The organism is Luteitalea pratensis, from assembly GCF_001618865.1.
Lineage (GTDB): Bacteria > Acidobacteriota > Vicinamibacteria > Vicinamibacterales > Vicinamibacteraceae > Luteitalea > Luteitalea pratensis.
On record NZ_CP015136.1, the window covers coordinates 1,718,424 to 1,743,659 of the forward strand.

At 67.9% G+C, this 25,236-nt stretch carries 18 protein-coding genes and 1 tRNA gene; 8 read left to right on the forward strand and 11 right to left on the reverse strand.

From position 1 onward, the window contains the following. The first annotated feature begins 37 nt into the window (after window positions 1–37). Window positions 38–1,477, forward strand: coding sequence for a hypothetical protein (locus LuPra_RS07060; RefSeq protein ID WP_110170097.1), 1,440 nt, complete (start codon window positions 38–40; stop codon window positions 1,475–1,477). Here LuPra_RS07060 and LuPra_RS07065 read toward each other — a convergent pair. Next, window positions 1,474–3,201 (reverse strand): CRTAC1 family protein, encoded by a 1,728-nt coding sequence (locus tag LuPra_RS07065; protein WP_162271315.1) that lies wholly within the window; start codon window positions 3,199–3,201, stop codon window positions 1,474–1,476. The genes LuPra_RS07060 and LuPra_RS07065 overlap by 4 nt on opposite strands. 52 nt (window positions 3,202–3,253) lie before the next feature. Further along, a complete protein-coding gene (locus LuPra_RS07070; protein WP_110170099.1) occupies window positions 3,254–5,656 on the reverse strand; it encodes a helicase HerA domain-containing protein in 2,403 nt (800 codons plus the stop codon). A gap of 71 nt (window positions 5,657–5,727) precedes the next feature. Here LuPra_RS07070 and LuPra_RS07075 point away from each other — a divergent pair, with 71 nt between their 5' ends. Next, entirely contained in the window at window positions 5,728–7,437 is a 1,710-nt protein-coding gene (locus LuPra_RS07075; protein WP_110170100.1) for an AsmA family protein, read from the forward strand. A 141-nt stretch (window positions 7,438–7,578) separates the two neighbouring features. On the opposite strand, the gene LuPra_RS07080 is transcribed toward LuPra_RS07075, so the two are convergent. Further along, a tRNA-His gene (locus LuPra_RS07080) sits at window positions 7,579–7,653 on the reverse strand. A 260-nt stretch (window positions 7,654–7,913) separates the two neighbouring features. Between LuPra_RS07080 and LuPra_RS07085 the strand changes: the two genes are divergently transcribed. Continuing rightward, window positions 7,914–10,151: a PAS domain-containing hybrid sensor histidine kinase/response regulator gene (locus LuPra_RS07085; protein ID WP_157898845.1), complete on the forward strand. Its 2,238-nt coding sequence runs from the start codon at window positions 7,914–7,916 to the stop codon at window positions 10,149–10,151. A gap of 191 nt (window positions 10,152–10,342) precedes the next feature. On the opposite strand, the gene LuPra_RS07090 is transcribed toward LuPra_RS07085, so the two are convergent. The 4 genes from LuPra_RS07090 to LuPra_RS07105 form a co-directional block, all read right to left on the reverse strand. Then, a complete protein-coding gene (locus LuPra_RS07090) occupies window positions 10,343–12,055 on the reverse strand; it encodes a glutamine--tRNA ligase/YqeY domain fusion protein (RefSeq protein ID WP_110170102.1) in 1,713 nt (570 codons plus the stop codon). A gap of 155 nt (window positions 12,056–12,210) precedes the next feature. Next, on the reverse strand, window positions 12,211–12,510 hold the full coding sequence (locus tag LuPra_RS07095) for a hypothetical protein (protein ID WP_110170103.1): 300 nt from the start codon (window positions 12,508–12,510) through the stop codon (window positions 12,211–12,213). Beyond that, complete coding sequence (locus LuPra_RS07100; protein WP_157898846.1) at window positions 12,507–13,016, reverse strand: universal stress protein; 510 nt, start codon at window positions 13,014–13,016, stop codon at window positions 12,507–12,509. Before LuPra_RS07100 ends, LuPra_RS07095 begins: the two co-directional genes overlap by 4 nt. A 285-nt stretch (window positions 13,017–13,301) precedes the next feature. Then, window positions 13,302–13,853: a DJ-1/PfpI family protein gene (locus LuPra_RS07105; RefSeq protein ID WP_110170105.1), complete on the reverse strand. Its 552-nt coding sequence runs from the start codon at window positions 13,851–13,853 to the stop codon at window positions 13,302–13,304. Between the two features lie 173 nt (window positions 13,854–14,026). Here LuPra_RS07105 and LuPra_RS07110 point away from each other — a divergent pair, with 173 nt between their 5' ends. The 4 genes from LuPra_RS07110 (at window position 14,027) to LuPra_RS07125 (ending at window position 18,087) form a co-directional block, all read left to right on the forward strand. Next, the gene (locus tag LuPra_RS07110; RefSeq protein WP_162271316.1) at window positions 14,027–15,544 is read left to right on the forward strand and encodes a hybrid sensor histidine kinase/response regulator; all 1,518 of its coding nucleotides are present in this window, start codon (window positions 14,027–14,029) and stop codon (window positions 15,542–15,544) included. Between the two features lie 110 nt (window positions 15,545–15,654). Beyond that, window positions 15,655–15,858, forward strand: a complete 204-nt coding sequence (locus tag LuPra_RS07115) for a CsbD family protein (RefSeq protein ID WP_110170107.1) — start codon at window positions 15,655–15,657, stop codon at window positions 15,856–15,858. Window positions 15,859–15,947: 89 nt separating this feature from the next. Then, complete coding sequence (locus tag LuPra_RS07120; RefSeq protein WP_110170108.1) at window positions 15,948–16,952, forward strand: ROK family protein; 1,005 nt, start codon at window positions 15,948–15,950, stop codon at window positions 16,950–16,952. Window positions 16,953–17,235: 283 nt separating this feature from the next. After that, window positions 17,236–18,087: a metallophosphoesterase family protein gene (locus tag LuPra_RS07125; RefSeq protein WP_157898847.1), complete on the forward strand. Its 852-nt coding sequence runs from the start codon at window positions 17,236–17,238 to the stop codon at window positions 18,085–18,087. Window positions 18,088–18,184: 97 nt separating this feature from the next. Here the strand turns inward: LuPra_RS07125 and LuPra_RS07130 are convergent, their stop codons facing one another. Next, a complete protein-coding gene (locus LuPra_RS07130) occupies window positions 18,185–19,210 on the reverse strand; it encodes a hypothetical protein (RefSeq protein WP_234800770.1) in 1,026 nt (341 codons plus the stop codon). Window positions 19,211–19,432: 222 nt separating this feature from the next. Here LuPra_RS07130 and LuPra_RS07135 point away from each other — a divergent pair, with 222 nt between their 5' ends. Further along, window positions 19,433–21,460 (forward strand): hypothetical protein, encoded by a 2,028-nt coding sequence (locus tag LuPra_RS07135; protein ID WP_157898849.1) that lies wholly within the window; start codon window positions 19,433–19,435, stop codon window positions 21,458–21,460. A 161-nt stretch (window positions 21,461–21,621) separates the two neighbouring features. Here LuPra_RS07135 and LuPra_RS07140 read toward each other — a convergent pair whose 3' ends face one another. The 3 genes from LuPra_RS07140 to LuPra_RS07150 all read right to left on the reverse strand — a co-directional run bounded on the left by LuPra_RS07140 (window position 21,622) and on the right by LuPra_RS07150 (window position 25,226). Beyond that, window positions 21,622–22,170, reverse strand: coding sequence for a hypothetical protein (locus LuPra_RS07140; RefSeq protein ID WP_157898850.1), 549 nt, complete (start codon window positions 22,168–22,170; stop codon window positions 21,622–21,624). A 463-nt stretch (window positions 22,171–22,633) separates the two neighbouring features. Beyond that, the gene (locus LuPra_RS07145; protein ID WP_234800771.1) at window positions 22,634–23,917 is read right to left on the reverse strand and encodes an acyltransferase family protein; all 1,284 of its coding nucleotides are present in this window, start codon (window positions 23,915–23,917) and stop codon (window positions 22,634–22,636) included. Between the two features lie 196 nt (window positions 23,918–24,113). Then, a complete protein-coding gene (locus tag LuPra_RS07150; protein ID WP_110170113.1) occupies window positions 24,114–25,226 on the reverse strand; it encodes an aminopeptidase in 1,113 nt (370 codons plus the stop codon). Window positions 25,227–25,236 lie beyond the last annotated feature (10 nt).

Consider the following 25,236-nt stretch of genomic DNA (forward strand, 5'->3'; position numbering starts at 1 on the left):
GCCATACCGATGGGTTCGCGGGAGCCTGCCTGCCACCGTGCGCATCGTCTCCTCCGTTGTCGTCCTCAGCGTGCTGACCCTGGCGTGGGCCGACGCGCCCTCCTCCGGTGGCCTCACACCCCAGACGGGCGCCGAGTCTCACGCCCGACGCATCACCTGGCAGGACGTCGGGCCGCTGCACGCGCGCCTCGAGGCGCGCGGGTTTTCGGCGGCCGACTTCTCCGTCCGCATCGATCGCCTCGCTGAGGACAACGCCCGGCGTGTTCACCTCGGAGACCTGGATCACCTCGTCTTCTTCGCACTCCAGTCGACGCGCTTCACGAGGCTGCCGGCGATGGAGCCGGCGCTCAGCGCCAGGGCGCTGGTCGACGACATGGACCCTGCGGACCGCGACGCCTTCTTCGCCGACCCCGCCTCCGTTCGCGGCCGCGTCAACCCCGCCGTGCGCGCGCGCCTGACGGCGTTCCTGCGTGCGATTGCTGCACCGGGCGCCGACGCACGGCTCGCGTATTTCGGTCGACTCGTCGGCGACGCGGTCCCTGCCGCGCGCGATCGCGAGGCGGCGCTCGTCGCCGAGTACCTCCGCGTGATGCGATTCGTGTACGAGAAGGAGTTCGGTGCGGGCCGATCCACGTCAGCGGCGGCGGCTGCCCTGTACCGCACGCGCGGCCTGAGCACCGACACCGCCGTCGAGGCAGGATTTCTCGTGTCCCAGGGCCTGGGCGTGCTGCGCGGCCTTCAACCCGATCGGCGCGTACGTCGAGTGCTGATCATCGGCGCAGGGCTCGACATCGCGCCGCGCACGGCGCTGCTCGAAGCGGCGCCGCCCCAGAGCTATCAACCATGGGCCGTGCTCGACGCGCTGATCGGCCTCGGCCTGGCGAGGCTCGACGAGGTCGAGATCGTCGCGGCCGACATCAACCCCCGCGTCGTCGATTACCTGCAACAGTCACGAACCATTCCACCTCAGCTCCTGCTCGTGTCGGGGATCGGTGACGATGGCCGGGTGGCGCTCGCTGGTGGATACCGCGAGTACTTCGAGGCGTTTGGGCGTTCGCTGGGGCAGGTCGACACCGGGCCGCGCACCGGTCGTGGCATGCTCCTCGTGCCTGCCGGACATCTTTTCAAGCGTGTCCAGGTCTCCCGCGAGGCCGCACAGGTCCTGCACAGCGAGCGATTCGACGTGGTCACCGAGCGCATCGTGGGGCGCACCTTCGATCTCGTCGTGGCCACCAACGTGTTTCCGTATTTCGACGACGACGCGCTGATGCTCGCGGTGGCGAACATCGCCGGTATGCTCGATGGGGATGGCGTGCTGCTGCACAACGAGCCACGCCCGACGCTGTTCGAAATCGCGGCGGCGCTCGGCTTGCCGCCGTGGCAGTCACGCCATGCGATCATCGCGACCGTGCGAGGGGCACCTCCGCTCGGCGACAGCATCTGGCTGCACGGTCGCCACCTTGTCGCCAATCGCTAACGGGTTGGCCCGCGCACTGGCGTCCCGCGGCCTTCTGTCAGCGTGACCAGCCGGTCGATGCCGCTGGCCACGAACGCTTCCTCGACGCCGCTGGGCCACCGCACCGAGACACCGGTCACGGCGGTTGCGTCCCCGAGGCCGAAGTGGAGGCGGAGGTCGTTCTGCGCGTAGTAGCTTCCGCCGCCGCGCACCTCGTCCACGAAGGTCCGTCCGCCTGACGACACGGTCACGCGCGCGCCGATCGCGTTGCGGTGCGACACGGTGCCGGCCAAGGCGATGCCGAGCCAGTGGCCCGCGCCCGGACGGATGTCGAGACGGAACAGGTCCGGTAGCGCGTGCATGTTGTTGACCACCACGTCGATGTCACCGTCGTTGTCGAGATCGCCGAATGCGGCGCCCCGGCTCGCGGCTGGTGTCGTCACGGGTGGGCCGAGTCGATCGGTGACGTCCTCGAACCGTCCCTTGCCGCGATTGTGATAGACCACCTTCCGCTGCCTGTATGCGGCCTCGCCGGCCAAGGCTGAGACTTCGGGGTAGACGTGTCCGTTCACCAGGAACAGATCGGGCCACCCGTCGTGCTCGAGGTCGAGGAAGCCGACGCCCCATCCGAGCCAGCGCGTGTTGATGCCGATACCCGCCGCAAACGTGCGATCGTCGCAATCGCCGCGGCCCGTGTTGGCGTAGAGCGTCGACGTGTCACCCGCAAAGTTGGTGCGGAAGATGTCCATCGTGCCGTTCCGGTCGTAGTCGCCCACGGCCAGGCCCATGCCTGCCTGCGCCCGGCCGTCCTGGCTGAACGCGCAGCCAGCTTCGATGGCGATGTCGTTGAAGGTGCCGTCCCGGTTGTTCCGATAGAGCGTGCTCGGCTTCGAATCGTTGGCCACGTACAGATCGATCCATCCGTCATCGTCGAAGTCGAGCGTCGTGACGCCCAGCCCGTATGTCCCGCGCCCGCGCACGATACCCGACTTGTTCGAGACGTCCTCGAACGTGCCATCGCCACGATTCCGATAGAGCGCGTTCGTCGCGCCGGGAAGGCCTGGCGGCCCGCACGCCACCGGAAGGCCCTTGTAGCGGCACAGGCCGGACTCGGGCATTGGCGTCGCCCCGAGGTCGAGGTCGATGTAGTTGGCGACGAAGAGGTCGAGGTGACCATCGCGGTCGTAGTCGAGGAACGCGCAGCCCGCGCCCCATCGGCGCGCTGTCACCAGGCCCGCGCCAGCGGTGGTGTCGTCGAACGTACCCCCGGGGCGGTTCCGGAACAACCGGTTCTGTCCCCAGTAGGTCACCAGGAAATCGTCGCGGCCATCCGCGTCGTAGTCGCCGACGCAGGCCGCTTGACCCCAGCCGGACTGGCGAACACCGGCGCGGTCGGTCACGTCCTCGAAGGTGCCGTCGCGGCGGTTGCGATACAGGTGTGCCGTGGGTTCCTGGCCAGGCGGGAACCCCTCGAGCGTGGTGCCGTTCACCAGAAAGACGTCGAGCCAGCCGTCGCCATCGATGTCGATGAGGGCCACGCCGCTGCCCGTCGTCTCGAGGAGGTAGCGGTTGCGCTCGCTGCCCCCGTACACGGTGACGCTGTCGAGACCGGCCTGGCGGGCGACGTTCACGAACGCAAACGGCAGGGCATCACCTTGCCCCGCCGTGAGGCGCAAGCCAGTCACGAGGAGGACCGCGGCTACGGCCGCCGCGATCCTGGCGCGAAAGTCGACGTGGCTTCGCACTGCAGCACCGCGACGGGACGACGTTGTCATCGCCATATGGCGCCCTGCCCAGTCAGGCCGGTGGTTGCGGGACCCACACGAGTGTCGCGGCCGACACCGTGATGTCGGACTTCTTCGGGCGCAGCACCAGGGGCTGCAGCGCCGCGGCGTCGTCACCGGCGGCGGCCGTCGCCTCGTTCTCGATGGCGGCCTGCATGTCGGCGAGTTTCTGTTGTTCCGAGGCCAGGTTTTCCTCGGCGCGCGTCACGTCCTGCTTCTCCTTCATCACCTTGCTGGCGCCACGGGCGGCGGTGCCGAGTCGCCCGGCATTGGCGGCGCTGAAGGCCTTGCGGCCGAACAATGCGCCGAAGACTCCTGTCGCGGCGGTCACGATGGCTGATCCCGTCGAGGACGTGACCTCCTGCTGCTGCTTGCCCAGCTGCTGTTCGGCCTTGCGGATACGGTCCTGGAGCGCCTGCAGGCGTGTCCCGTACTTTTTGCGAATCGCATCCACCTTGGCGTCCCGTTCGACACGGAGCGCCTCGGACAGCCGTGCCCGGAAGGCCGCCTCGGTCTCGCCCGGCGTCGAGTGCGTGCCGCTCGGCGCGTGCTCCTGCAGCGTGATCGCCTTCGTGTCGTACAGCCACGTGGCCACGGCCTTGCGCCAGGCCTCGTAGCTGCGCGGCGTGCTCGCGGCGGTGGGCAGATCGCCGTACGTCGCGGGTCCGCGTGGCGCCTGTTCGAGGTCCTCCGGGGCGACGTCCACCGATGTGGCCCGGTCGAGCGCCAGTGGCGTTGCGCCTGCCTGCAGCGGCACCAGCACCTGCACCGGCACCGTCTCGGCGATGCGCCGTTTCGTATCCGCGATGCGCACGGTGCCGGCTACGTAGAGCGCCGGGGCGTAGGCGAGGCCGGCTCCCGCGGCGGCACCGCGCGCCGGCACGAAGAGGGCCGTGACGCCAGGCGGGAGGACCGGCGGCGCACTCGCCGCGGTTGTAGGCGCGCCCTCGCCGTTCGGCGTTCGGCGTTCGACGTTCTCCAAGCCGGCGTTCGGCGTTCTGCGTTCGGCGTTCTCGCGCGCCTTCAGCTGTCTGATGTGCGTGCGCGTCAACGGACCGCGCAGGTAGGAGAGTGTCCACCGTGTCTCGAACGTCACCGGCGCCTGCTCGTGCACGTTGTGCATCAGGAACACCCGGTTGCCGAGCCCGGCGAGCACGTCGCCCATGCGTGCCCCGTCGAAGCTGCCGTCACCGCTGGCGCCCGCGAGGCCCTCGAGCACGCGCGCCTTGTCGCGTTCGGTCTGCAGGCGTCCGATGAACCAGGTGCCGGTGTTGGACAGCGCCTTGTAGTCCAGATCGACGGGGTTCTGCGTGGCGAGGACGACGCCCAGCCCGAAGGCGCGTGCCTGCTTCAGCAACAGGAGCATCGGACCCTTCGACGGCGGGTTGGCCACCGGCGGCAGGTAGCCGAAGATTTCGTCCATGTAGAGCAGCGCGCGCAGGCTCGTCGTGCCCGACTGCATTCGCACCCAGCCGAGAATCTCGTTGAGCAGCAGCGACACGAAGAACATCCGCTCGGCGTCGCTCAGGTGCGAAATCGAGAACACCGCGGCCCGTGGCCGTCCGTCGGGTGTGCGCAGGAATGACGCGATGTCGAGCGGCACGCCCGTGAGCCACTGATCGAAGCCCGGCGCCGCGAGCAGGTTGTTCAACGCCATCGCCAGGCCGAAGCGCTCCTTGGCCGGGAAGAACGCATCCAGTTCGAGGGCGCCGATCCGCGTGACAGGTGGGGACTGGATCTGCTGGATGAGCGTCACCAGGTCCAGGTCGGTGCCGGCGAGCCAGGCGGTCTCGAGCAGCTTGGCGATGAGGATGTGTTCGCGCGACTGCAGCGGATCGGCCTCGATGCCCGCGAGGCCCAGCAGACTGGTCGCCGTGGTCTGGAGACGTTCGCGCAGCAGGTCGCGATCCTCGAGCACCGCCGGCGACGGCACGGCGAACGATTTCAGGATCGACACCGGCGTACCGGCGCTGCTCCCTGGCGTGTAGATCGTGATTTCGGCGGCGTCGTGCAATCGCTTGACGCGCGCGGCGTCCTGGCCCCAGCTCTCGAGGCCCTGCCGCCAGCGCTCGGCCTGCGCCGCGGCAAACGCCGACACGTCCTGTCCCGCGCGTTGCGCCTCGTCCTCGTTCACCCACGGTGCGAACGCCTCGCCCGACAGCGACGGGAAGGTCAGCGCCAGGTTCGAGAGGTCGCCCTTGGGGTCGATGATGATCGCGGGGATGCCATCGATCAACGCCTCCTCGAGCAGCCCGATACAGAGGCCCGTCTTGCCGCTGCCGGTCATGCCGATGCACACCGCATGCGTCAGCAGATCGCGCGAGTCGTACATCAGCGGCGCCGGCGTTGCCGTCTTCGTCGTGAGGTCGTAGGGGCGGCCGAGATAGAACGCACCGAGTGTCTCGAAGTCCTGCATGGTTGCTGATAGTAGCGAATCACGACCATGGCCGAGCTGCCTTTTCGGCCCGTACGCTATACGCTCACGTCGTGGCCGAGTCGTCCCAGCGTCGCCCGCGCCGCATCCGCAACTACCTGCTGTTCACGCTCGGCGTGATCGTGGCCCTGTCGGCCGCCATCGGGCTCACCGCGCGCCCTCGCCTCGAGCACTGGCTGCGCACCACAGTCATCGCCACGCTCGAGAAGCGCCTCGATAGCCACGTCGAACTGCAGCGCATCTCGATCGAGATCGGACCGGTCACGCGCATCAGCGGCGGCCCACTGACGATTCGCCATCGCAGCCGGCTGGACGTCGCACCGCTCGTGCACCTCGATTGGTTCGAGACCACGATGACGTGGCGCGAACTGCTGCGCCGCCCCCGCCGCGTGGACACGATCACGCTGACGGGACTGGCCATCGCCATCCCGCCGTCGCCGGGCGAGGGGCAACCTCGCTTCCCGAAGGCCGATAAGACGTCTGGCGAGTCGTCAGCGACGACGATCGGTGACGTCACCGCACACGACGTCGCGACAGAACGCCCCGTCCAGGGGCAGCCGCCCACGTCGGCCGCGCCGCCCCAGGTCGCACCGCCTGCTGGCACGCCCGGCAAGACGCCGGCGGTGATCATCGGGCGAATCACCGCCGACGCCGCGACGCTGACGATCCTGCCGCGCGAGATCCGCAAGCTGCCGCGGCGTTTCGTCATGCACCGCCTCACGGTGCGTGACATCACCACGACCCTGCCGATGTCGTTCGAGACGGTGCTCGAGAATCCGCAGCCGCGCGGGCGGATCGAGAGCAGCGGCACCTTCGGGCCGTGGAACGTCGAAACGCCCGCCCGCACGCCACTCGAGGCCGACTATCGTTTCGTCGACGCGGACCTCTCCACCATCAAGGGCATCGCCGGTATCGTGCAATCGACAGGCACCTACGACGGCGTCCTCGAACGGATCGAGGCGGTCGGCACCACAACCATGCCCGGCTTCGACCTGAAGGTGGGTGGACGACCGATGCCGCTGTCCACGAAGTTCACCGTGATCGTGGACGGCACCAACGGCAACACCTACATCCAGCCCGCCGAAGGGCTCCTCGGGGCGCATACCCCCATCCGCGTCACCGGCGGCATCGTCAAGGCCGAGGATCGACGGGGAAGGACCGTCGATCTGGCGACGACGATCACCAATGGGCGACTGGAGGAGGTACTGGCGCTCGTGGTCGACGGTGCGCCCGCGATGCGGGGGCGGCTTGGTGTCGTGGCCTCGCTCCTGATTCCCCCTGGGCCAGTGCCGGTGGTCGACAAGATGGTGCTGGCAGGCCGCTTCACCCTGGCGGACGCGACGTTCACCAGCCGGGTGATGCAGGACAAGCTGGACGAGCTGAGTCGGCGTGCGCAGGGACGGCCGCGCGACGCCGACATCACCCGCGCGCTGTCGGCCTTCACCGGGCAATTCAGGATGGCTGACGGTGTCATCCGGTTCCCCGCGGTGTCATTCGTCGTGGATGGCGCGAGGGTCGAACTGTCGGGCACGTACGCCGTGCGCGGGCAGGGGCTGCACTTCGACGGCCGCATCCGCCTGCAGGCCGGCGTCTCGCAGATGCTGGTGGGGAAGAAGCGGTGGCTGCTGCGGCCATTCGACCGGTTGTTCCGGCGCGACGGCGCGACCGAGTTCCCGATTCACATCCGCGGCTCGGTCGCGCACCCGGTGTTCGGAGTGGACGTCCGGGAAACCGTCAAACGCGCCCTCCTGCCTGGCCGGTAGCACCACAGTGGGAACGCCGAACGCCGAACGCCGGACATGGTCAGCCCTGATCCTGAGCGTGGGTCCTGGGCGCAGCCGCGACGCGGCGAGGGCAATGCCTTCGACATTCCGGCATTCCCGGCATTACTGAATTCTGCAGAATGGGGTGGGTGAGGGGATTCGAACCCCCAACATCCGGAGCCACAGTCCGGCGCTCTGCCCTTGAGCTACACCCACCGTGCTGGAGTGGTCGACGCGTCCGGCGTCGAGGCAGCTCGAAAGTATACCACCGCCCTTCCGCGCCAGCCACTCGCATCATGCCTCATGCCTTACGTCTCATGCTGGCTATGCCACAAGCCATAAGCGTAAGCCGTAAGCCGCAAGCCGCGGACACCGTCTGGCGACGGTAATCCGGGCGGAGATGCTCACGTTTCACACGCCCGCGCCGAATACCGGAGCGGCCGGTATCGCCCGGTCCGCGACTGGCGGGAGTGTGTGTGACGAGAATTCGCGGGAGCCTGTGCATCGTGGGAGGCGTCGCGTCGATGCTCGCCGGCACGACGTCGGCCGTGGCGCAGGTGTCGGCGCAGCCGGCATCGGTCGCCGCACTCCCGGCGACGCCTGCTCCCGCGTCTGTGTGGCCGGTGATCATCGGCGTCGCGGCGCTGCTGTGCGTTCTCGCAGGTGCACGTGCGTGGTACGCGAGGATGCGCCGTGTGGTTGCGTCGAAGGAGCAGGCAGAGGCGCTCTCGGCCCTGCGACGCCGCGAGGCCGAGGACGCGTTGCGTGCGACCGAGCGGCAGATGCAGCAGCTCGTGCACTCGATCAATGCGATCGTCTGGCGTCGCGACCTCGGCACCGGGTGTTACACGTTCGTCAGCCAGGAGGCCGAACAGCTGCTGGGGTATCCGGTCGCACACTGGACCGAAAGGGCCGGCTTCGTCGAGGGCCTCATGCATCCCGACGATCGCGAGTGGGTGGACGGCTACAGTCGTCGCGCCAGCGCGGAACATCGCGACCACACGATGGAGTACCGGGTGTTCGCGCAGGAGGGGCGTGTCGTGTGGTTGCGCGACATCGTGTCGGTCATGGTCGAAGGCGGCGAGGCCCGAGAGTTGATTGGCGTGATGGTCGACATCTCCGAGTACAAGGCTGCCGAGGAGGCGCTCGAGGCCGCGCACGCGCAGGCCCTGGCCGCGACGCGCGCCAAGTCCGAGTTCCTCGCCTCGATGAGCCACGAGATCCGGACGCCGATGAACGCCGTCATCGGCATCACCGACCTGTTGCTCGACACGGAGCTCACCGCCGAACAGCGGCAGTTCGTGGAAACCGTCCGGTCGTCGGGAGACGTACTGCTCAACGTGATCAACGACATCCTCGATTTCTCGAAGGTGGAATCGGGCAAGCTCGAATTCGAGCGCATCGGCCTCGATCCCGAACAGCTGGCCGACGATGTGGCGCGGCTCATGGGCGAGCGAGCCACCGCCAAGGGGCTCGAGCTCACCTGCCGCGTCGACGCGAACGTGCCCCGCAATCTCGTCGGCGATCCTGGTCGCCTGCGACAGGTGTTACTGAACCTGGTCGGCAACGCCATCAAGTTCACCGAGCGCGGCGACGTCGCCATCCGGGTGAGCGCGTCCCAGATCACCGAGACGACTGCGACATTGCGCGCCGAGGTCAGCGACACGGGAATCGGCATCTCGGCGCAGGCACAGACGCGCCTCTTCGACGCGTTCACGCAGGCCGATGCGTCTACCACTCGTCGGTTCGGCGGCACCGGACTGGGGCTGGCGATCTCCAGGCGGATCATCGACTTGCTTGGCGGCCGGATCGGCGTCGAGAGCGTGCCTGGCGAGGGGACGACGTTCTGGTTTGCGGTGCCCTGCACCATGGCCGGCAGCGCCGCGCCGCGCGCCGAGGTCGCTGTCCTCGGCGGCATGCGCGCCCTCGTGGTCGACGACAGCCGTGCGTCCCGGATGATGATCGAGCAAACACTCATGGACGCGGGCCTCGTCGTCCATGTCGCACGCGATGCCGAGGAGGCGCTGGCGTCGATCGACCCGCATGCGTGGCCGCACGTCGTGCTGATCGACGAGGGCCTTGGCGACGGTGGTGGGATGCCGCTCGCCGAACGGCTGCGCGCACGCGCACCCCATCCGCTGGCGATCCTCCTGCTCTCGTCGCGGCCCACGGGAGCGCCGGTGACGATGGAGCGGACGGCACGACTGATGAAGCCGCTGCGACGCAGCGAACTGCTGGAGGTGCTCGAGAAGATCGGTCGCCCGATGGTGGCCGCGGCCGTGCCTGCGCCCGCGCCTCGGGCCCTCGCGCCAGGCAGGTCGCGTGCTGCGCATGTGCTGGTGGCCGAGGACAACCCGGTCAACCAGACCGTGGCGCGCCTGATGCTCGAGAAGTGTGGCTGCCGTGTGGACGTGGTCGCCAACGGCGCGCTGGCCGTCGACGCCGTACGCGCCGGGCGCTACGACCTGGTGCTGATGGACTGCCAGATGCCGGTCTGCGACGGCTTCGAGGCAACGCGCCGCATCCGCGCGCTCCCCGCACCTCTCGACGGCATCATCATCGTGGCCCTGACCGGCAACGCGCTGGCCGGGGATCGGGAGCGCTGCCTCGCCGCGGGCATGAATGACTACCTCGCCAAGCCTGTGCGCCGCGATGCGCTCGCCGACGCCCTCGCGCGCTACCTGCCCGCGGATGCGCGAAACACCGCTGCATAAAGGTGTCTCAGGACTCAGGACTCAGGACTCAGGACTCAGGTCTCAGGCCACAGGGCCCGGGGCTCGGGGCTCGCGCTTGACTTGAGACCTGAGACTTGAGACTTGAGACTTGAGACTTGAGACTTGAGACTTGAGACCTGAAGCCTGAGACCTGAAGCCTGAGACCTGAGACGCAAGGCGTAAGCCCTGGCCTACGCCTGCGCTCGCTCGATCTTGGCCCAGGAGTCGCGCAGCGTGACGGTGCGGTTGTAGACGGGGCGCATGGGGGTGCTGTCGGGGTCGGCGCAGAAGTAGCCGAGCCGCTCGAACTGGTACGTGGCGCCGGGCCGGACCGCCGCGAGCGACGGCTCGACGAGGGCGTTGCCGACGACCTCGAGCGCGTTCGGGTTGATCTCCGCGGTGAAGTGCTGGCTGTCGTCGTCGGTGCGGGGCTGTTCGGTGGTGAACAGCCGGTCGTACAGCCGCACCGCGGCCTGCACCGCGTGCGTGGACGACACCCAGTGCAGCGTGCCCTTGACACGACGTTCGCCGGCGGCTGATCCGCCGCGGGTGTGCGGGTCGTACGTGCAACGTACCTCCACCACCTCGCCGGCATCGTTTTTCACGATCGACTCGCACTTGATGATGTAGGCGTAGCGGAGACGCACCTCGTTGCCGGGAAACAGCCGGAAGAACTTCTTCGGCGGCACCTCCCGGAAGTCGTCCTGTTCGATGTAGAGCTCGCGCGTGAACGGCACCTGCCGTGTCCCCGCCGACTCGTCCTCCGGGTTGTTGATTGCCTCCATCATCTCGACCTGCCCCTCGGGGTAGTTCTCGATGACGACCTTCAGCGGCCTCAGCACCGCCATGGCGCGCGGCGCGACCTGGTTCAGGTCCTCGCGGACGCTGTGCTCGAGCAGCGCGACGTCGATCAGGCTCTCGTTCTTCGCCACGCCGATGCGCGCGCAGAACTCGCGGATCGCCCTCGGCGTGTAGCCGCGGCGCCGCATGCCGGAGATCGTCGGCATGCGCGGATCGTCCCAGCCCGAAACGACGCGCCGTTCGACCAGTTCGAGCAGCTTGCGCTTGCTCAACACCGTGTAGGTGAGCTTCAGCCGTGCGAACTCGATCTGCTGCGGGTCACCTGGCAGATCCGGGAATTGCTCGATGATCCAGTTGTACAGCGGCCGGTGATCCTCGAACTCCAGCGTGCACAGCGAATGCGTGATGCCCTCGAGGGCATCCGAGATCGCGTGCGCGAAGTCGTACATCGGGTAGATGCACCACGTGTCGCCGGTGCGGTGATGGTGTGCGTGGCGAATCCGGAACAGCGTCGGGTCGCGCATGTTCATGTTCGGCGACGCCATGTCGATCTTCGCGCGCAGCACGTGCGTGCCGTCGGGGAACTCGCCCGCGCGCATGCGCTCGAAGAGCGACAGGTTCTCGTCGGTCGGACGATCGCGAAAAGGGGAGTTCCGGCCAGGCTGTGTGAGCGTGCCGCGGTGCTCGCGGATCTCGTCAGCGCTCAGGCTGTCCACGTAGGCGCTGTCCTGCCTGATCAGGGCGGCGGCGCATTCGTAGATCTTTTCGAAGTAGTCCGAGGCGTAGAACTCGCGCGTGTCCCAGTCGAACCCGAGCCAGCGCACGTCGGTCCGGATCGAGTCGACGTACTCGACATCCTCCTTGGTCGGGTTCGTGTCGTCGAAGCGCAGGTTGCACTGGCCGCCGAACTCGGCGGCGACGCCGAAGTTCAGGCAGATGGACTTCGCATGCCCGATGTGGAGGTACCCGTTCGGCTCCGGGGGAAACCGCGTGTTGACGCCCGCGCCGTGGCGACCGACCTTGAGGTCCTCGCTGACGATCTGGCGGATGAAATCGAGCGGCGCGGCAGGGGCCGGGCTGGCGTTGGTGATGGCGTCGGACATGAACGGTTGCGGTGGTTCGGCTCGGCCCGGCCTGTTGCCGGGGACCTGCCTAGTGTAACCGTGCGGCCGTCGCCGCGACGTCCGCCTCGCCCCGGGTCCTTACCGCTTCGCCCGATGCGCCAGCGGTGGGGCCCGGGGGAGACGCCGTCGTGTCGCTACAGCAGGTCGGGCGGATGGACGTTGCCGACGTAGTCCAGCCGGCAGTACTGCCCGTCCGGGGTACGCGTCAGGACGCCGGCGTCGACCAGGGCGTCCAGCACGTCGGTGCAGGTCGGGGCGTCCATGCCCCACAGGCGCTGCCCCTGCCGGGTCGTGAGGCTCAGCGTCGGCTGGAGCACATAGGCGTCCAGCACGATCGCCCTCCAGTCCCGGAGGCCGCGGTGAGGCTGCGGTACGGTGCCCTCGTCCCAGAACAACGTGCTGAGAGGGGCCTCGACAAGACTTTCGGCTCTCATATGGCGGTCATCTCCTTTTCGTGTGGGACGGCCCAGGCCGGCGAAGAGGCACGGAGCGCGTGATGCGGCACCATCAGCACCGGGCAGGGCGCCATGCGCACCACCTGGTCGGCGACACTGCCGAGCACCAGGCGGCGTACTGGGCCGTAGCCATGCGTACCTACGACGATCAGGTCAGCGCCCTGGCTGGCGGCGTACTGGTCGATCTCGCGAGCCGCGGGCAGGCCGGAAACCACCTTCCGCACGACGTGCGCTACCGGACTGGTTGCCGGGAGCGTACGGGCGGCAAGGATCCGTTCCGCATCGGCCACGCTCTCCTGCTGGAGCGCCGAGAAATCGAGGCCCGGCGCCTCGACACTCCACGCCTGCTGGCGGGCATCGGGTATCACGTGAAGCAGGTGGAGGGTGCTGCCCTGGCTCGACGCCAGTTCGCAGGCAACCCGGAGGGCTTCATCCGACGTCTCGCTGAAGTCGATGGCGGCGACGATGGTGCGGAAGACTGACATGCACACCTCCTGAACGGCCGCAGGATCTCCCACGACTGTCCATGACCGTTGCATCAGCTGTGCCGCGCCGGCGCACGCGGAAATGTTCGGGGAAGCTCACGCGCGTGCGGCAACCGTCGGCGTCGCCGGGAAGAATCTCCCAGCACGGGGTAGCAATAATCCCCAGCTCTAAGGTTCAGCCTACGGCCTGCAGCCTGCCTGCCGGCGCCTCGGTGCCGGTACCCGGTACCCGGTACCCGGTACCCGGTACCCGGTACCCGGTACCCGGTACCCGGTACCCGAATGTCATCCCAAGCAGGCAAACACGTGCCGGTAGAACTCGGGATGCGACTGCCACGTCTGCCCGGTGACGATGCGGCCGTCCCGCACCGCCTGGTCGGCCGTGAGGTACGTGGCACCGCACGCCTCGATCTCCCATCGGCAATGCTCGTACGCGGTCACCTGCTTGCCGGCGATGACGCCGGCGGCGGCCAGCACCTGGACGCCATGGCAGATCGCGAACACCCATTTGCCCGCCGCGTCGAAGGCACGCACCAGATCGAGGACGCGCGGGTCGTGGCGGAGGTACTCGGGCGCCCGCCCCCCGAGCACGAGGATGGCCTCGAAGTCGTGCACACTCGCCTCGGCGAACGTCAGGTCGGATTCGGCGCCGTACCCCGGTCGCTCGATGTAGGTGTCCCATCCCGGCTCGAAGTCGTGGATGACCAGGTGGAGCCGGCGCCGGCTCGGCGCGGCGATGCGCGGAGCGAACCCGGCCTCCCGCAAGCGCTGACTTGCGTAGAGGCATTCGAAGCTCTCGCCCGCGTCCCCGGTGATGAGAAGAATCTGTCGCGACATGAGGTGGCTGTCCTTGGTCTCTGGACCTGTAACCGTGCTGTTGAGTTGGCTGGACCAGGCTCCAGGTGAGGGAAGTGGCTTGCACGCGACAATAGCAGTGATAACCTCCGCATCCGGTTGATTAATTCATTGCGGTCAGTACGATGCCCGAGCCACCTCCGGAGCTGGACCTGATGAAGACGCCATCCGCCGACCTGTTCAAGTTGGCCTTCGATTCGTCGCCCACCGGCAAGCTCGTCATTGACCACTCGGGCGCCATCGTCCTTGCCAATCGTGAAGCCGAGCGGTTGTTCGGGTACGGACCTGACGAATTGCTGGGACAGTCGGTCGAGGTGCTCGTGCCAGAGCGCTTCCGGTGGGGACATTCGGGCGTTCGCCGCGCCTTCCAGGCGGCACCACAGTCGCGCCGCATGGGCGCCGGCCGGGACCTGTTCGGGCTGCGGAAAGACGGCACCGAGCTGCCCATCGAGATCGGTCTCAACCCCGTCCACACGCCTGACGGCGTGATCATCCTCACGACCATCGTCGACATCAGCGAGCGCCGGACCCTCGAGGCCCAACTCCGCCAGGCCCAGAAGCTCGAGGCCATCGGCACGCTCGCCGGCGGCATCGCGCACGACTTCAACAACCTGTTGCGCAGCATCATCGGCTACTCGGAACTGGTGACCTCGGTCGTCACCGATCCGCAGGCGCTCGCTGACCTGGAGCAGGTGCGTGTGGCGGCGGCGCGCGGCCAGGAGCTGGTGCTCCGGATGCTTGCGTTCAGCCGTCCGAGCGACTCGGCCAGGCTCGCCGTGGCGCTGCATCGCCCGACGCTCGAAGCGGTGGACCTGCTGCGTTCCACCATCCCGTCCCTGATCGAGATCCGGTATCGCCACGACGCCGAGGTGCCGCCGGTACGCGTCGATCCGACGCAGGTCCAGCAGGTGCTGATGAACCTCGTGACCAACGGCGCGCAGGCGATCGGCGATGCCACCGGCAGCATCGAGGTGGCGCTCACGGCGTTCCGCCCCGACGACGCCTTCGTGCAGGCGCATCCGTTGATGAGCAAGGGCCTCTACGCGCGCCTCTCGGTCATCGACTCTGGCCACGGCATGAGCGACGAAGTGCAGCAGCACGCCTTCGAGCCCTTCTTCACCACTAAACCGGTCGGAAAGGGAACGGGCCTCGGCTTGTCCATGGTGCACGGCATCGTCCAGGGTGCCGGCGGCTGCGTGGATCTGCAAAGCCGCCTGGGCGAAGGCACGCGGGTGGACGTGTACCTGCCAGCGGCAGCATCAGAGGTTGCTCAGCATGCGCTCGATGTGCCCGATGAGTCGGCGCCGCTGATCCTGTTCGTGGACGACGAGGAGGCGATCAGTGATCTCAGCCGCCGGCAACTGGTCAGCGCCGGATTCCGTGTTGCGGCGTTCTCCGCGAGCCTGACGGCACTCGAGGAGTTCAGGAGGCGACCCGACTCGTTCTCGCTCGTCGTCACCGACAACACCATGCCGAAGATGTCGGGCTTGCAGTTCGCCCAGGAAGTGCGCAGCCTGCGCCCGGACATCCCGATTCTGCTCGTGTCGGGGCTCGTGGACACGCTTGCACCGGACGTCATCTACCAGAAGGGCATCGCCGGCCTGCTACGCAAGCCACACACCGGTGCCCAACTGGTCGCCGCGGCTCGAGCGCTGACCGCTCCACGCGGCTGAGATCGTCCACATCGCCCAACCTGCGCAAAGGGAACGTGGCTTGCACTCTCCCGGACATCGAACGTCCGCGTCACACGAGGTGGCGCGTACCCCCAACCGAGGAGCGAGTCATGAACAACGACGAAATCAAGGGCAAGGTCGAGCAAGCCAAAGGCAAGACCAAGCAGGTGATCGGCAACGCCGCGGGTGACCAGCGTCTGTACGACGAAGGCGTCGCGGACGAGGCGTCCGGAGACGTGCGCGAAGGCTACGGCAAGGTGAAGCGCAACATCGGCGAAGCCATCGAGGACGTCGGCGAAAGCATCAAGAAGTAAACGCACGGACGGCGCCCGTATCGATCCGGTACGGGTGCCGTCGAACGGGTCACTCGACATCCCCGGTGATTTCCGGTGGAATTGTCCGCATGCAGCTCATCGCGGGCATCGATCTTGGCGGCACGGCCGTCAACTACACGCTCATCGACCTCAACGGACGGTTCCTCATCGATGGCCTGTGCGAGCATCCTGCTCGCAGCATCGAGGGCCCCGACATCTGCCTGCAGCAGATTGCGGACGGGCTCGCCATCGCCGTGCAGTCGGCCGGCGTGTCGCTGGACGACGTCATCTCGGTTGGTCTGGACACGCCTGGGCCGGCGAGCGCCACCGGCGTGCTCAGCGCGAAGGGCTCGACCAACTTCGTGCACCCGCAGTGGGCCGGGTTCGACCTCCCCGGTAACCTCTCCATTCGCCTGCAGCGGCCGGTCTGTTACCTCAACGACGGCAATGCCGGTGCCCTGTGGGGCCACTTCGGCATCTTCGGCAGGACGCCTGCGACGTCGATTTCCGCGATTGTCGGCACGGGCCTCGGAGGCGGCGTCATCGTCGACGGCCGCGTCGTGACCGGCCGCGCGGGTTTCGGCGGCGAATGCGGTCATGTGTTGATCCCGACGCAGAGGATCGCCGGACTGGAGGACGTCGACCCGCATTGCAACTGCGGCCGCATCGGCGATCTCGAGTCGGTCTGCTCGCTGACCGCCATCCGCAACACGCTCCTGCCGACGTTCCTGCGCAAGTACCCGGACCACGAACTCGCGGCACTCGACGTCAGGGACGCCGCCAAGCGGGTGCGTGGGCTGGCCGAGCGCGGCGACGCGATGTGCCGTGACATCTTCCGCGTCCAGGCGCATGCCCTCGGGCTGTTCTTCGATCAGATGGTGAACACCTTCGATCCGGACGCGCTCATCGTCGGCGGCGGTGCGATCGAGGCTTCGCCCGCGTTCCAGTCGTGGTTCCTGTCGGAGATTCGTGCCGGGATGCCGGCGCAGCGCGAAGAGCAATCGGACATCCCGTTGCGCATCATGCCGAACGGAGACACCGCAGGCGCGCGCGGCGCGGCGATCGAGGCGCTGCGTCTCGTGACCAACCACTAACGGCTAACGCTTAACGCCTGACGAACGCCGAAAGCCGAAAGCCGAACGCCAAGGCGAAGGCCGAGTAGGCCGTTCACGTTCCGGGCAACGCGGGCTGGAACACGTTCCCCAGGGCGTCACGGCGCCGTGGCACGGCCAGGGATATACGGCCCGAGGCTTGCTCTGCCCCTTGGTCGTGCAGCCTGGTCCCAACCTCGTCCGACGGTGTCTCCTCGTGGCCCCACTGGCGGCACTGTCGGCGGCCTGCCGTGCACGGTCCGCCGCGTCGGAGCGGACCGTAAGTGTGAGTGAGGACGATCTGCGCGGCCGCCCGCCGGACTGGCTGGCCCTGCCGGCCAACGCGTCGTCGGTCAAGTTCGCGGTGATTGGCGACGGCGGACGTGGATGGCCGCCGCAGTACGACGTCGCGCAGAGGATGGCCGGCTACCATCAGCGGTTCGCGTTTCCGCTCGTGCTGATGGTCGGCGACAACATCTACGAAGGCCCGGCCTCGCCCGAGGATTACCGCCAGAAGTTCGAGGAACCCTACCGCGCCCTGCGAGAAGCCGGGGTGCGATTCCAGGCGGTGCTGGGCAATCACGACGACCCCGCGCAGCGCTTCTACGCGGGCTTCAACATGGACGGGCAGCGCTTCTACTCGTTCGAACCGTCCGGTCCGCCGCTGGCGCGCCTCCGCGACCTGGTGCGCATCTTCGCACTCGACAGCACGAACGTCGACGCCACGCAACTGGCGTGGTTGGACCGCGAGCTGGGGCGCTCACGGGCGCTCTGGAAGCTCTGCATCCTGCACCATCCGCTCTACACCGCCGGCCGCTATGAGCGCACGGGCCTGCTGATGCGATGGCATCTCGAATCCATCCTCATCACGCATGGCGTGCATGCGGTGTTCTCAGGGCACGAGCATTTCTATCAGCGCAGCACACCGCAGCAGGGCATCGTCTACTTCATCACCGGGGCCGCAGGTTCGCTGAGGACCGGCGACGCGTCGTCCGGGCCGACGGTGGCACGGGCTTTCGATCGCGACTACAGCTTCATGCTCTGCGAGATCGTGGATGACAAACTGTACTTCCAGTCCATCACGCGTGCCGGTGTCACCGTGGATGCTGGCGTCGTACGCTTGATGCTTGACGCTTGACGCTTGAAGCCTCATGCCTCATGCCTAAGACCCGAGACCCGAGACCCGAGACCCGAGACCTGAGACCTGAGACCTGAGACCCAAGGCCGATGCCTGTTCACTGTGGACACGGCGGGCCGTCGGCGATCTGCGCGACGCGGGCCTGGAATACCGTCACCCAAGCGCTCACCGCGCCGTACCGCGGCTCGAATCGGGCGCCGCGAAACAGGCTGGCGAGCTGCGCGCCCGAGAGTGCCTGCAGGCGCTCGGCGAGGAAGCGCCGGCCCGCCTCCGACACACGCACTGGCACGAAGGTGGCCCCGCCATGCGGCAGGTCGGGCATGCCGATCTCACAGCGGGCCCGATCGGTCCAGATCGCCGCACTGCGCCAGGCTGCGAGGTTGACCTTGCGCGGCCCGAACGTGGCTCCGACGTCCTGCAGCATGGCCATCGGCATCGCGCACCGGCCATCCTTGCCTGGCGGTCCGCTGAGGCAGATCAGGCGCTGGTTCTCCGACTTGTTGTCCCAATGCGCCAGGAACACGGCGATCAATCGCAGCGCGTCGGCATGCGTGGGCGATGCCGTCCGGACGCGCGCGAACTCGTGGAAGGTCCATCCTTCGACGGTGTCGGTTTCGATCTTCTCGCCATCGAACCGGCGTTCCACCGACACCCATTCGAAGTCCACCGCGCGGTCGCTTCGGGCGACTCGCTCGTAGAGTCCGCCCGCCCGCGCGAGTGTGACCGCGGCGATCGTGGCAAACGGCGACCACGGGCAACCGTGGCAGCGGACACGGCGCACGAAGCCGACGTGATCGGCGCCGAAGCCGAGGGCGAGGAGCAGCCGGGACGCCGCGACTTCGCCGTGCGGCTCGGGCCCGGCGTACTTGACTCGCAACAACTCGCCGGAGGGCAGGGCACAGGTGAACTTGGGCACGCTGCCATGCAGCGGAGTCATCTTGAACGTGCAGGTCACGTCATCAGGCAGCTTGTCGGGCGGTCGCGACAGGTCGGCCGCATTGGGCGACACATCGGGCGCCTGCCAGACGACGGCCCGGGCGAGGGCGTCGTTGCGGGCGGCCGTGGTCCATCGAGCACCATCGGCGGACCCGACCGCTCCGATGGCCGCGACGCACGCACACACTGCGACCGCAGTGTGAATGCCCGCCGCCGGGACTCGCAGACCGAGGACACGCATGTGCACGGACGTGCTGCAAGGCTGATGCCCGCGGATGGTCCCGAACGACGCGAAAACGGCCCTGGACCAAGGGTGGCAGCAGGCGTAGCGTTCGGCTGCCTGTGCGGGTGTGCGGCCCTGATCTCGCTCCGTCCGGCGCCGCGCGGCGATGCGGTAGCATTCCGAACCGTGATGTACAGATCAGCGGCGGTCCTGTGGGGCGTGGCGGCCGCACTCGGCGCGGGCATGTCGGTGGCGCAACCGCTGCCAGACGTCGCCTTCCTGCAGCAACGGGCTGTTGCGGCCCCGGCGGCGCTGCCGTCGTCCGATGTCGGCGCGAGCCCGTCCGTCCGGCCGGCGCCCCCGGAAGGCGCCACACTCGTCGCGTCCGGACCGGGAGGCAATGCCGCCGCAGTTGTTGGCGACGGTCTGCGCGTGTGGCGCAACGGCGCGTGGCAGGCCGAGCGGCTACGCAACGCACACGGGGGCTGGGATCCACGCACGATCACCGCAATCGCGTTCGACGTCCGCGGCCGTCTCTGGGTCGCCTCGCCGCAGGGACTCGGTGTGCAAGAGCCGGAGGGCTGGCGCTTCATCGACCCGGCGCGCGGGCTGCCCGTCCTCGACGTCACCTCGATGGCCGCGGCGCCCGACGGCGCCATGTGGGTCGGGAGCCGGCGTGGAGCCGTCCGCATCGCGCCGGATGGCGCCTACGAGTACCGGCAGGGGCGACGCTGGCTGCCACACGACGAGATTCGCGGCGTCACCGTCGATGCGAGCGGCACGGCCTGGTTCGACACGGCTGGTGGGCGAGCTGGAATCGAAGCTCGCCCGACGACGCTCGCGGCCAAGGCCGCGGCGTTCGAGGACGCCATCGATCGCCATCACCGGCGGACGCCATACGGCTACGTGGTCGAGGCGCACCTGAAGACGCCGGGCGACGTCACCACGGCCTTCACCACCGACAACGACAACGACGGGCTGTGGACCGGCATGTACGGCGCGGCGGAGTGCTTCGCGTACGCAGCCACCCGCAGCGAGGCCGCACGGCAGCGCGCGCGCCGGGCCTTCGAGGCGCTGCGATTCCTCGTGGACGTGACGCGTGGTGGCGAGCACAGCCCGCCGGACGGATTCCCCGCCCGAAGCATCATGCCGATCAGCGGACGTGATCCCAACATCCAGGACAGTCCCGAGAACGACCGTCGCCGCCAGGCACGTGACGCGATGTGGAAGGTGATTGCGCCACGCTGGCCGCGCAGTGCCGATGGGCAGTGGTACTGGAAGTCCGACACCAGTTCGGACGAACTCGACGGGCATTACTTCTTCTATGCGCTGTACCACGATCTCGTCGCCCGCGACGATGCGGAACGGGCCGAGGTGGCAGCCGTGGTACGTCGCATCACCGATCATCTGCTCACACACGATTTCACGCTCGTCGATCACGATGGCAAGCCGACGCGCTGGGGCATGTTCGGTCCATCGGTGCTCAACGCCAGCCTGAACTGGACGGACGAGCGCGGACTCAACAGCCTGTCCATGCTCACGTACCTGCGCATCGCGCACCACGTCACCGGAGACGGGCGCTACGACGCCGCGGCGTCGACGCTGGTGAGCCGTCATGGCTACGCGATGAACCTGTCGCACCCGAAGGTCACTCTCGGCGTGGGCGGCGGCAACCAGTCCGACGACGAGATGGCGTTCATGAACTACTACCACCTGCTCAAGTACGAGCGGGATCCGGTGGTGCGAGCTGCGGCCGCCAGGTCGCTGCACGGGTACTGGCAGCTGGAACGGCCGGAACGCAACCCGTTCTTCAATCTCGTTGCGGCGGTTTCGCTGAAGGATCAGACGTTCACCTCCGCGTTCGAGGTCGAATCGTTGGCGTTGCCTGACGCGTCATGGCTCGACGACACGCTGGATACGTTGCGACGTTTCCCGGTGGATCTCGTCGATCACGGCCTCGAGAATTCCCATCGGCTCGATGTCCGCCGGCTCGACGCACACGTCCGCCCGGACGCGGCCACGCCGGTGGGGGTACGTGCGAGCGATGGCAAGGTGCTGCCGGTCGACGAGCGTATGGTGTTCCACTGGAACGTCGACCCGTTTGCGCTCGATCACAAGGGCACCGACAGCCGTCTCGCCGATGGCACCTCGTACCTGCTCCCGTACTACATGGCGCTGCATCACGGCGTGATTGCCGCGTCGCCACCACCGTAGGAAACGGGTACCGGGGCGAACGCCGAACGCTGAACGCCGAACGCCGAGCAGCAGGGCCGCTGGCTGGTTTGTAGCCGTCGAGCCTCGAGCCTCGAGCCTCAAGCCTCAAGTCTCAGGTCTCAGGTCTCAGGTCTCAGGCACGAGGCATGACGATGAGGCATTCAGATCTGCATCAGCAGCGCCGCCTTGCGGCGGGCGATGCGCCACCGGACAGCGGACCAGAACCCGAGTCCGTAGCCGATCAGCAACGCTCCGGCCGCGAGCGATCCGGAGGCACCGGCCGACGCGATCCAACCGGACTCGCCGCCCCATCTCAGCCAGGCATCCCACAGCCGCCACGCGCCATACGCCAGCCGCGCGACCACGAGCATCGTCAACGCGCCCACCAGCCACCGGTTCGGCGTGAAGTACAGCTGACCCGCCTGTGTCTCCCAATGGCTCAGCGACAGGCCGATCATGCCGAGCAACGCCCCGGCGAGAAGCGCCCCGGACGTGGCCGACAACGCAGACGGCACCCAGAGAGCGGTGATGGTCGACGTGATCACGACGACGCCCGCCGCGACCAGGAAACCACCGATATTGAGGTTGGCCACCCACGCGCGCGCCGGACCACGAGCCGTGCCCATCCGGTAGCGTTGCACCACCGAGACGGGCAACAGCACGAGCGGCAGCACCAAGGCGACAAGCACGAGCCCGACGATCAATGGCACGCTCACAGCCTAACGCGCTCGAGCTGTCATGCAAGCCCAGATCGATGTCCCAAAGCACGGCCTTGGTAACGCCGAGCAACATGTTGCGTTCGGCCCACCTGTCGCCGCAGATGGGCTTCGGTCAGCCATTCTCGAATTCCCGACTGCCGATCGCCTCCGAACGCCGGGCGGGTCGCCTCCACGGGGCGCCTCCACGGCACTCGGCGCGACCATCGGCTATCTGCGACTCCTGGCGCGAAGTCCCGTCGACTTGACTTGTGCCCCGTAGCCTTGGCGGGTGGAATCTCGACGGCCACATCAACCCCAGAGGAAGACGCAGGCGTCGAGCTTGCTCGGCGCTGACCGGTTCAGCTTTCTGCGTTTGGCGTCCGGCATTCGTTCGGGCAGCCGGCGCAGGATCCCCGACCGACTCCCAACGAATCCCAACTCCCGACTCCCGACTCCCAACTCCCGACTCCCGAAATCAGATCCGCAAGAACACCTTGCGGTTGTACATCCAGTACAGCGTGCCCCAGTAGATGGCGAGCACCGCGACGCCCTCGACGAACGGGGCGGGACCGGTGCCGAACAGGTCGAAGATGCCCTGCCCCAGGTGCGTCTTGAACGACGAGACGATGAACGACTCCCACAGGTGCGCGACCACGTATGCGGCGATCGAGTTGAGGCCGATCACGACGAGCGGGAAGGCCCAGCGGCGGTAGCCCTTCATGTCGATGACCCACGAGAAACCCGCGAGCAGCAGGTAGCAGAGGCCACCACTGAACAGCGTCCAGGCCGGGGTCCAGATGCGCTTCACGATCGGGTTGATGCCAGCCACGTGCAACACGACGCCAGCGGCGACCAGGGCGGCGCCGGTCACGAGCAGCCACTGCAGCGGGATTCGGGGCGACGCGCCGCGCAACTGGCGGCCGGCGATGAGGCCGAGGATCATCGTGCCGAGCGTCGGGATGAAGCTGAGGGTGAGGTAGCCACCGCGGTTGGCCACGAACAGCCGCTCCCGGGGGAACAGGTTGAGGAACCAGGTGTCGAACGCCTGCCCGAGATTGGCGTTCTTGTTCCAGTGCGCCATCAGCCCGGTGTAGTGATGCGTCCAGTCGGCGGGCACGCCGACGGCAGCGAAGTCATAGCCGGCACCGGCGACAGGGAAGAGCGCCCACGCGAGCCAGTAGCCGCCGAGGATCACTCCCAGCGCGATCCAGAGACGGCGCGTCGACTGCGTCGCCAGCAGGAAGAGGAACGGGTAGCCCATGCCGATCTGCGACAGGGTGTCTTCGAAGGTGAAGTTGGTCTGCTGCCGACCCATCGATCGCAGGAACACGCCGAGGGCGATGAGGATCAGCGAGCGCCACGCCGCGTGCGCGAAGGCCTTGCCGAAGCCGTCCTCGGCGACACGGCGCGCAAACGAGTAGGCGAGGGCGACGCCCACCAGCAGCGAGAACGACGGCTGGATGAGATCGTGGAGCGACGCACCCGCCCACGCGACGTGAGTCTGGTGGTACGCGAGCACGTTGATCAACCAACTGCCGGGATACGCCGCCGCCACCTTGGCGAGCTGCAGCACCTCGGCCATCATCAGGAACATCACGAAGCCGCGGTAGGCGTCGACGGCGACGTTGCGGACCGTTGGAGCAGCAGCACCAGGCAGGGTCAGAGCCGCTCCGACCGCAGGCACTTCGCCCCGCTCGGACAGCGGGGCGCTACCATGCGCAGCCTCGGCGGTCTTTGTGTTGGGGGGAATGTCGTGCATGGGCACAGCTTAACGCCGAACGCCGAACGCAAGACGCTGGACGCTGGACGCTAGATATTAGCCGCCCAACCCGTCATACCTCATACCGCCTACCTACCGCTACCGATCGCCGCTTACGGCCTCCTGTGCTGCTGTCCTGTTGCCACCCTGTCCCTGAGCTCCTGAGCTCCTGTGTTCCTGTGTTCCTGAACCTCCCTTACCTCCGCGACGTCAGGTCGACCAGCTTGCCGTTCTTCACGAGCGTGGTCGAGCCGACGGTCACCGTCGTGTCGGGGAAGAACAGCCACCGCACGCCGCCGCCACGGACCGCGCCACCGATCTCCTCGTTGTCGCCCAGGCTCAGGCGGACGACGGCGTCCCCGTAGCCGTAGTAGGGAAGCGCCGTCTGACCGGCGGGGACGACCAGCTTCGGGTTGAAGCCGAGGCCGAACTCCCGGAACTGCTTCGCCCCCGGCGCCGACGCCAGGAAGGCGTCCAGCGCCGCCTGACCCTCGTCCGCGGTCGCCTTCACCACAAGTCCGTCCTTGATCTCGAGACGCGCGCGCGTCACCACCGTCGCGCCGAACCGGGCCTTTGGAACAACGAGCGTCCCCTGCACCGTCGACTCCAGTGGGGCCACGCGCAACACGCCTGCCGGCAACTCCACTTCGCGGTCCACGCGCACCTTCGCCTCCGCGATCCGCTCGCGCGACGCGTCGCCATCCTGCAGGTTGAAGGGCCGATCGCCGACGCGGAAGCGGATGTCCGTGCCCGCCGGCGTCGTCACCCTCGCCTCGGCCGAGCGCAACAGGCTGGCCGCGGCACGCTGCCGGCGGCCGAGCACCGCGTAGTCGATGTTCAGCGCATCGAGGTAGACCGCGTCGTAGGCCGGCGTGTGCGCGACCGGCAGTCCGTCGGCGTCACGGGTCCCGCCGTTCCAGTGGAAATGGATCTGCCGGCCCTTGCCCTCATCGAGCCATTTCGCGAGCAGGGCCCGTTCGGCGGGGCCGGTGTTGGCCGATTCGCCGGCCGGCAACCAGATGTAGACATCCGTGCGCGCCAGGCGGGCAGCGAGGTCCGCCGCGGGCGCGTAGGTCAGCGACTCCACGACCGCGCCGGCGGCCTCGAGTTGCTTCCGGACCACCGGCTCGAGCGCGCCGTAGGTCTGCGGGTCGTAACGCAACAGCACCCGCTCGCCCTTGCGCACCTCGAGGGAGCTCACGATGCGCGAGGCGAGCGTCTCCCACGGGAGATCCTGCGCCGCGGCGGTGTAGGACGACGTGCCGACGAGCAGCACGGAGGCAAGCAGTATTGGCAATGTTCGCTTCATGATGGTCTCT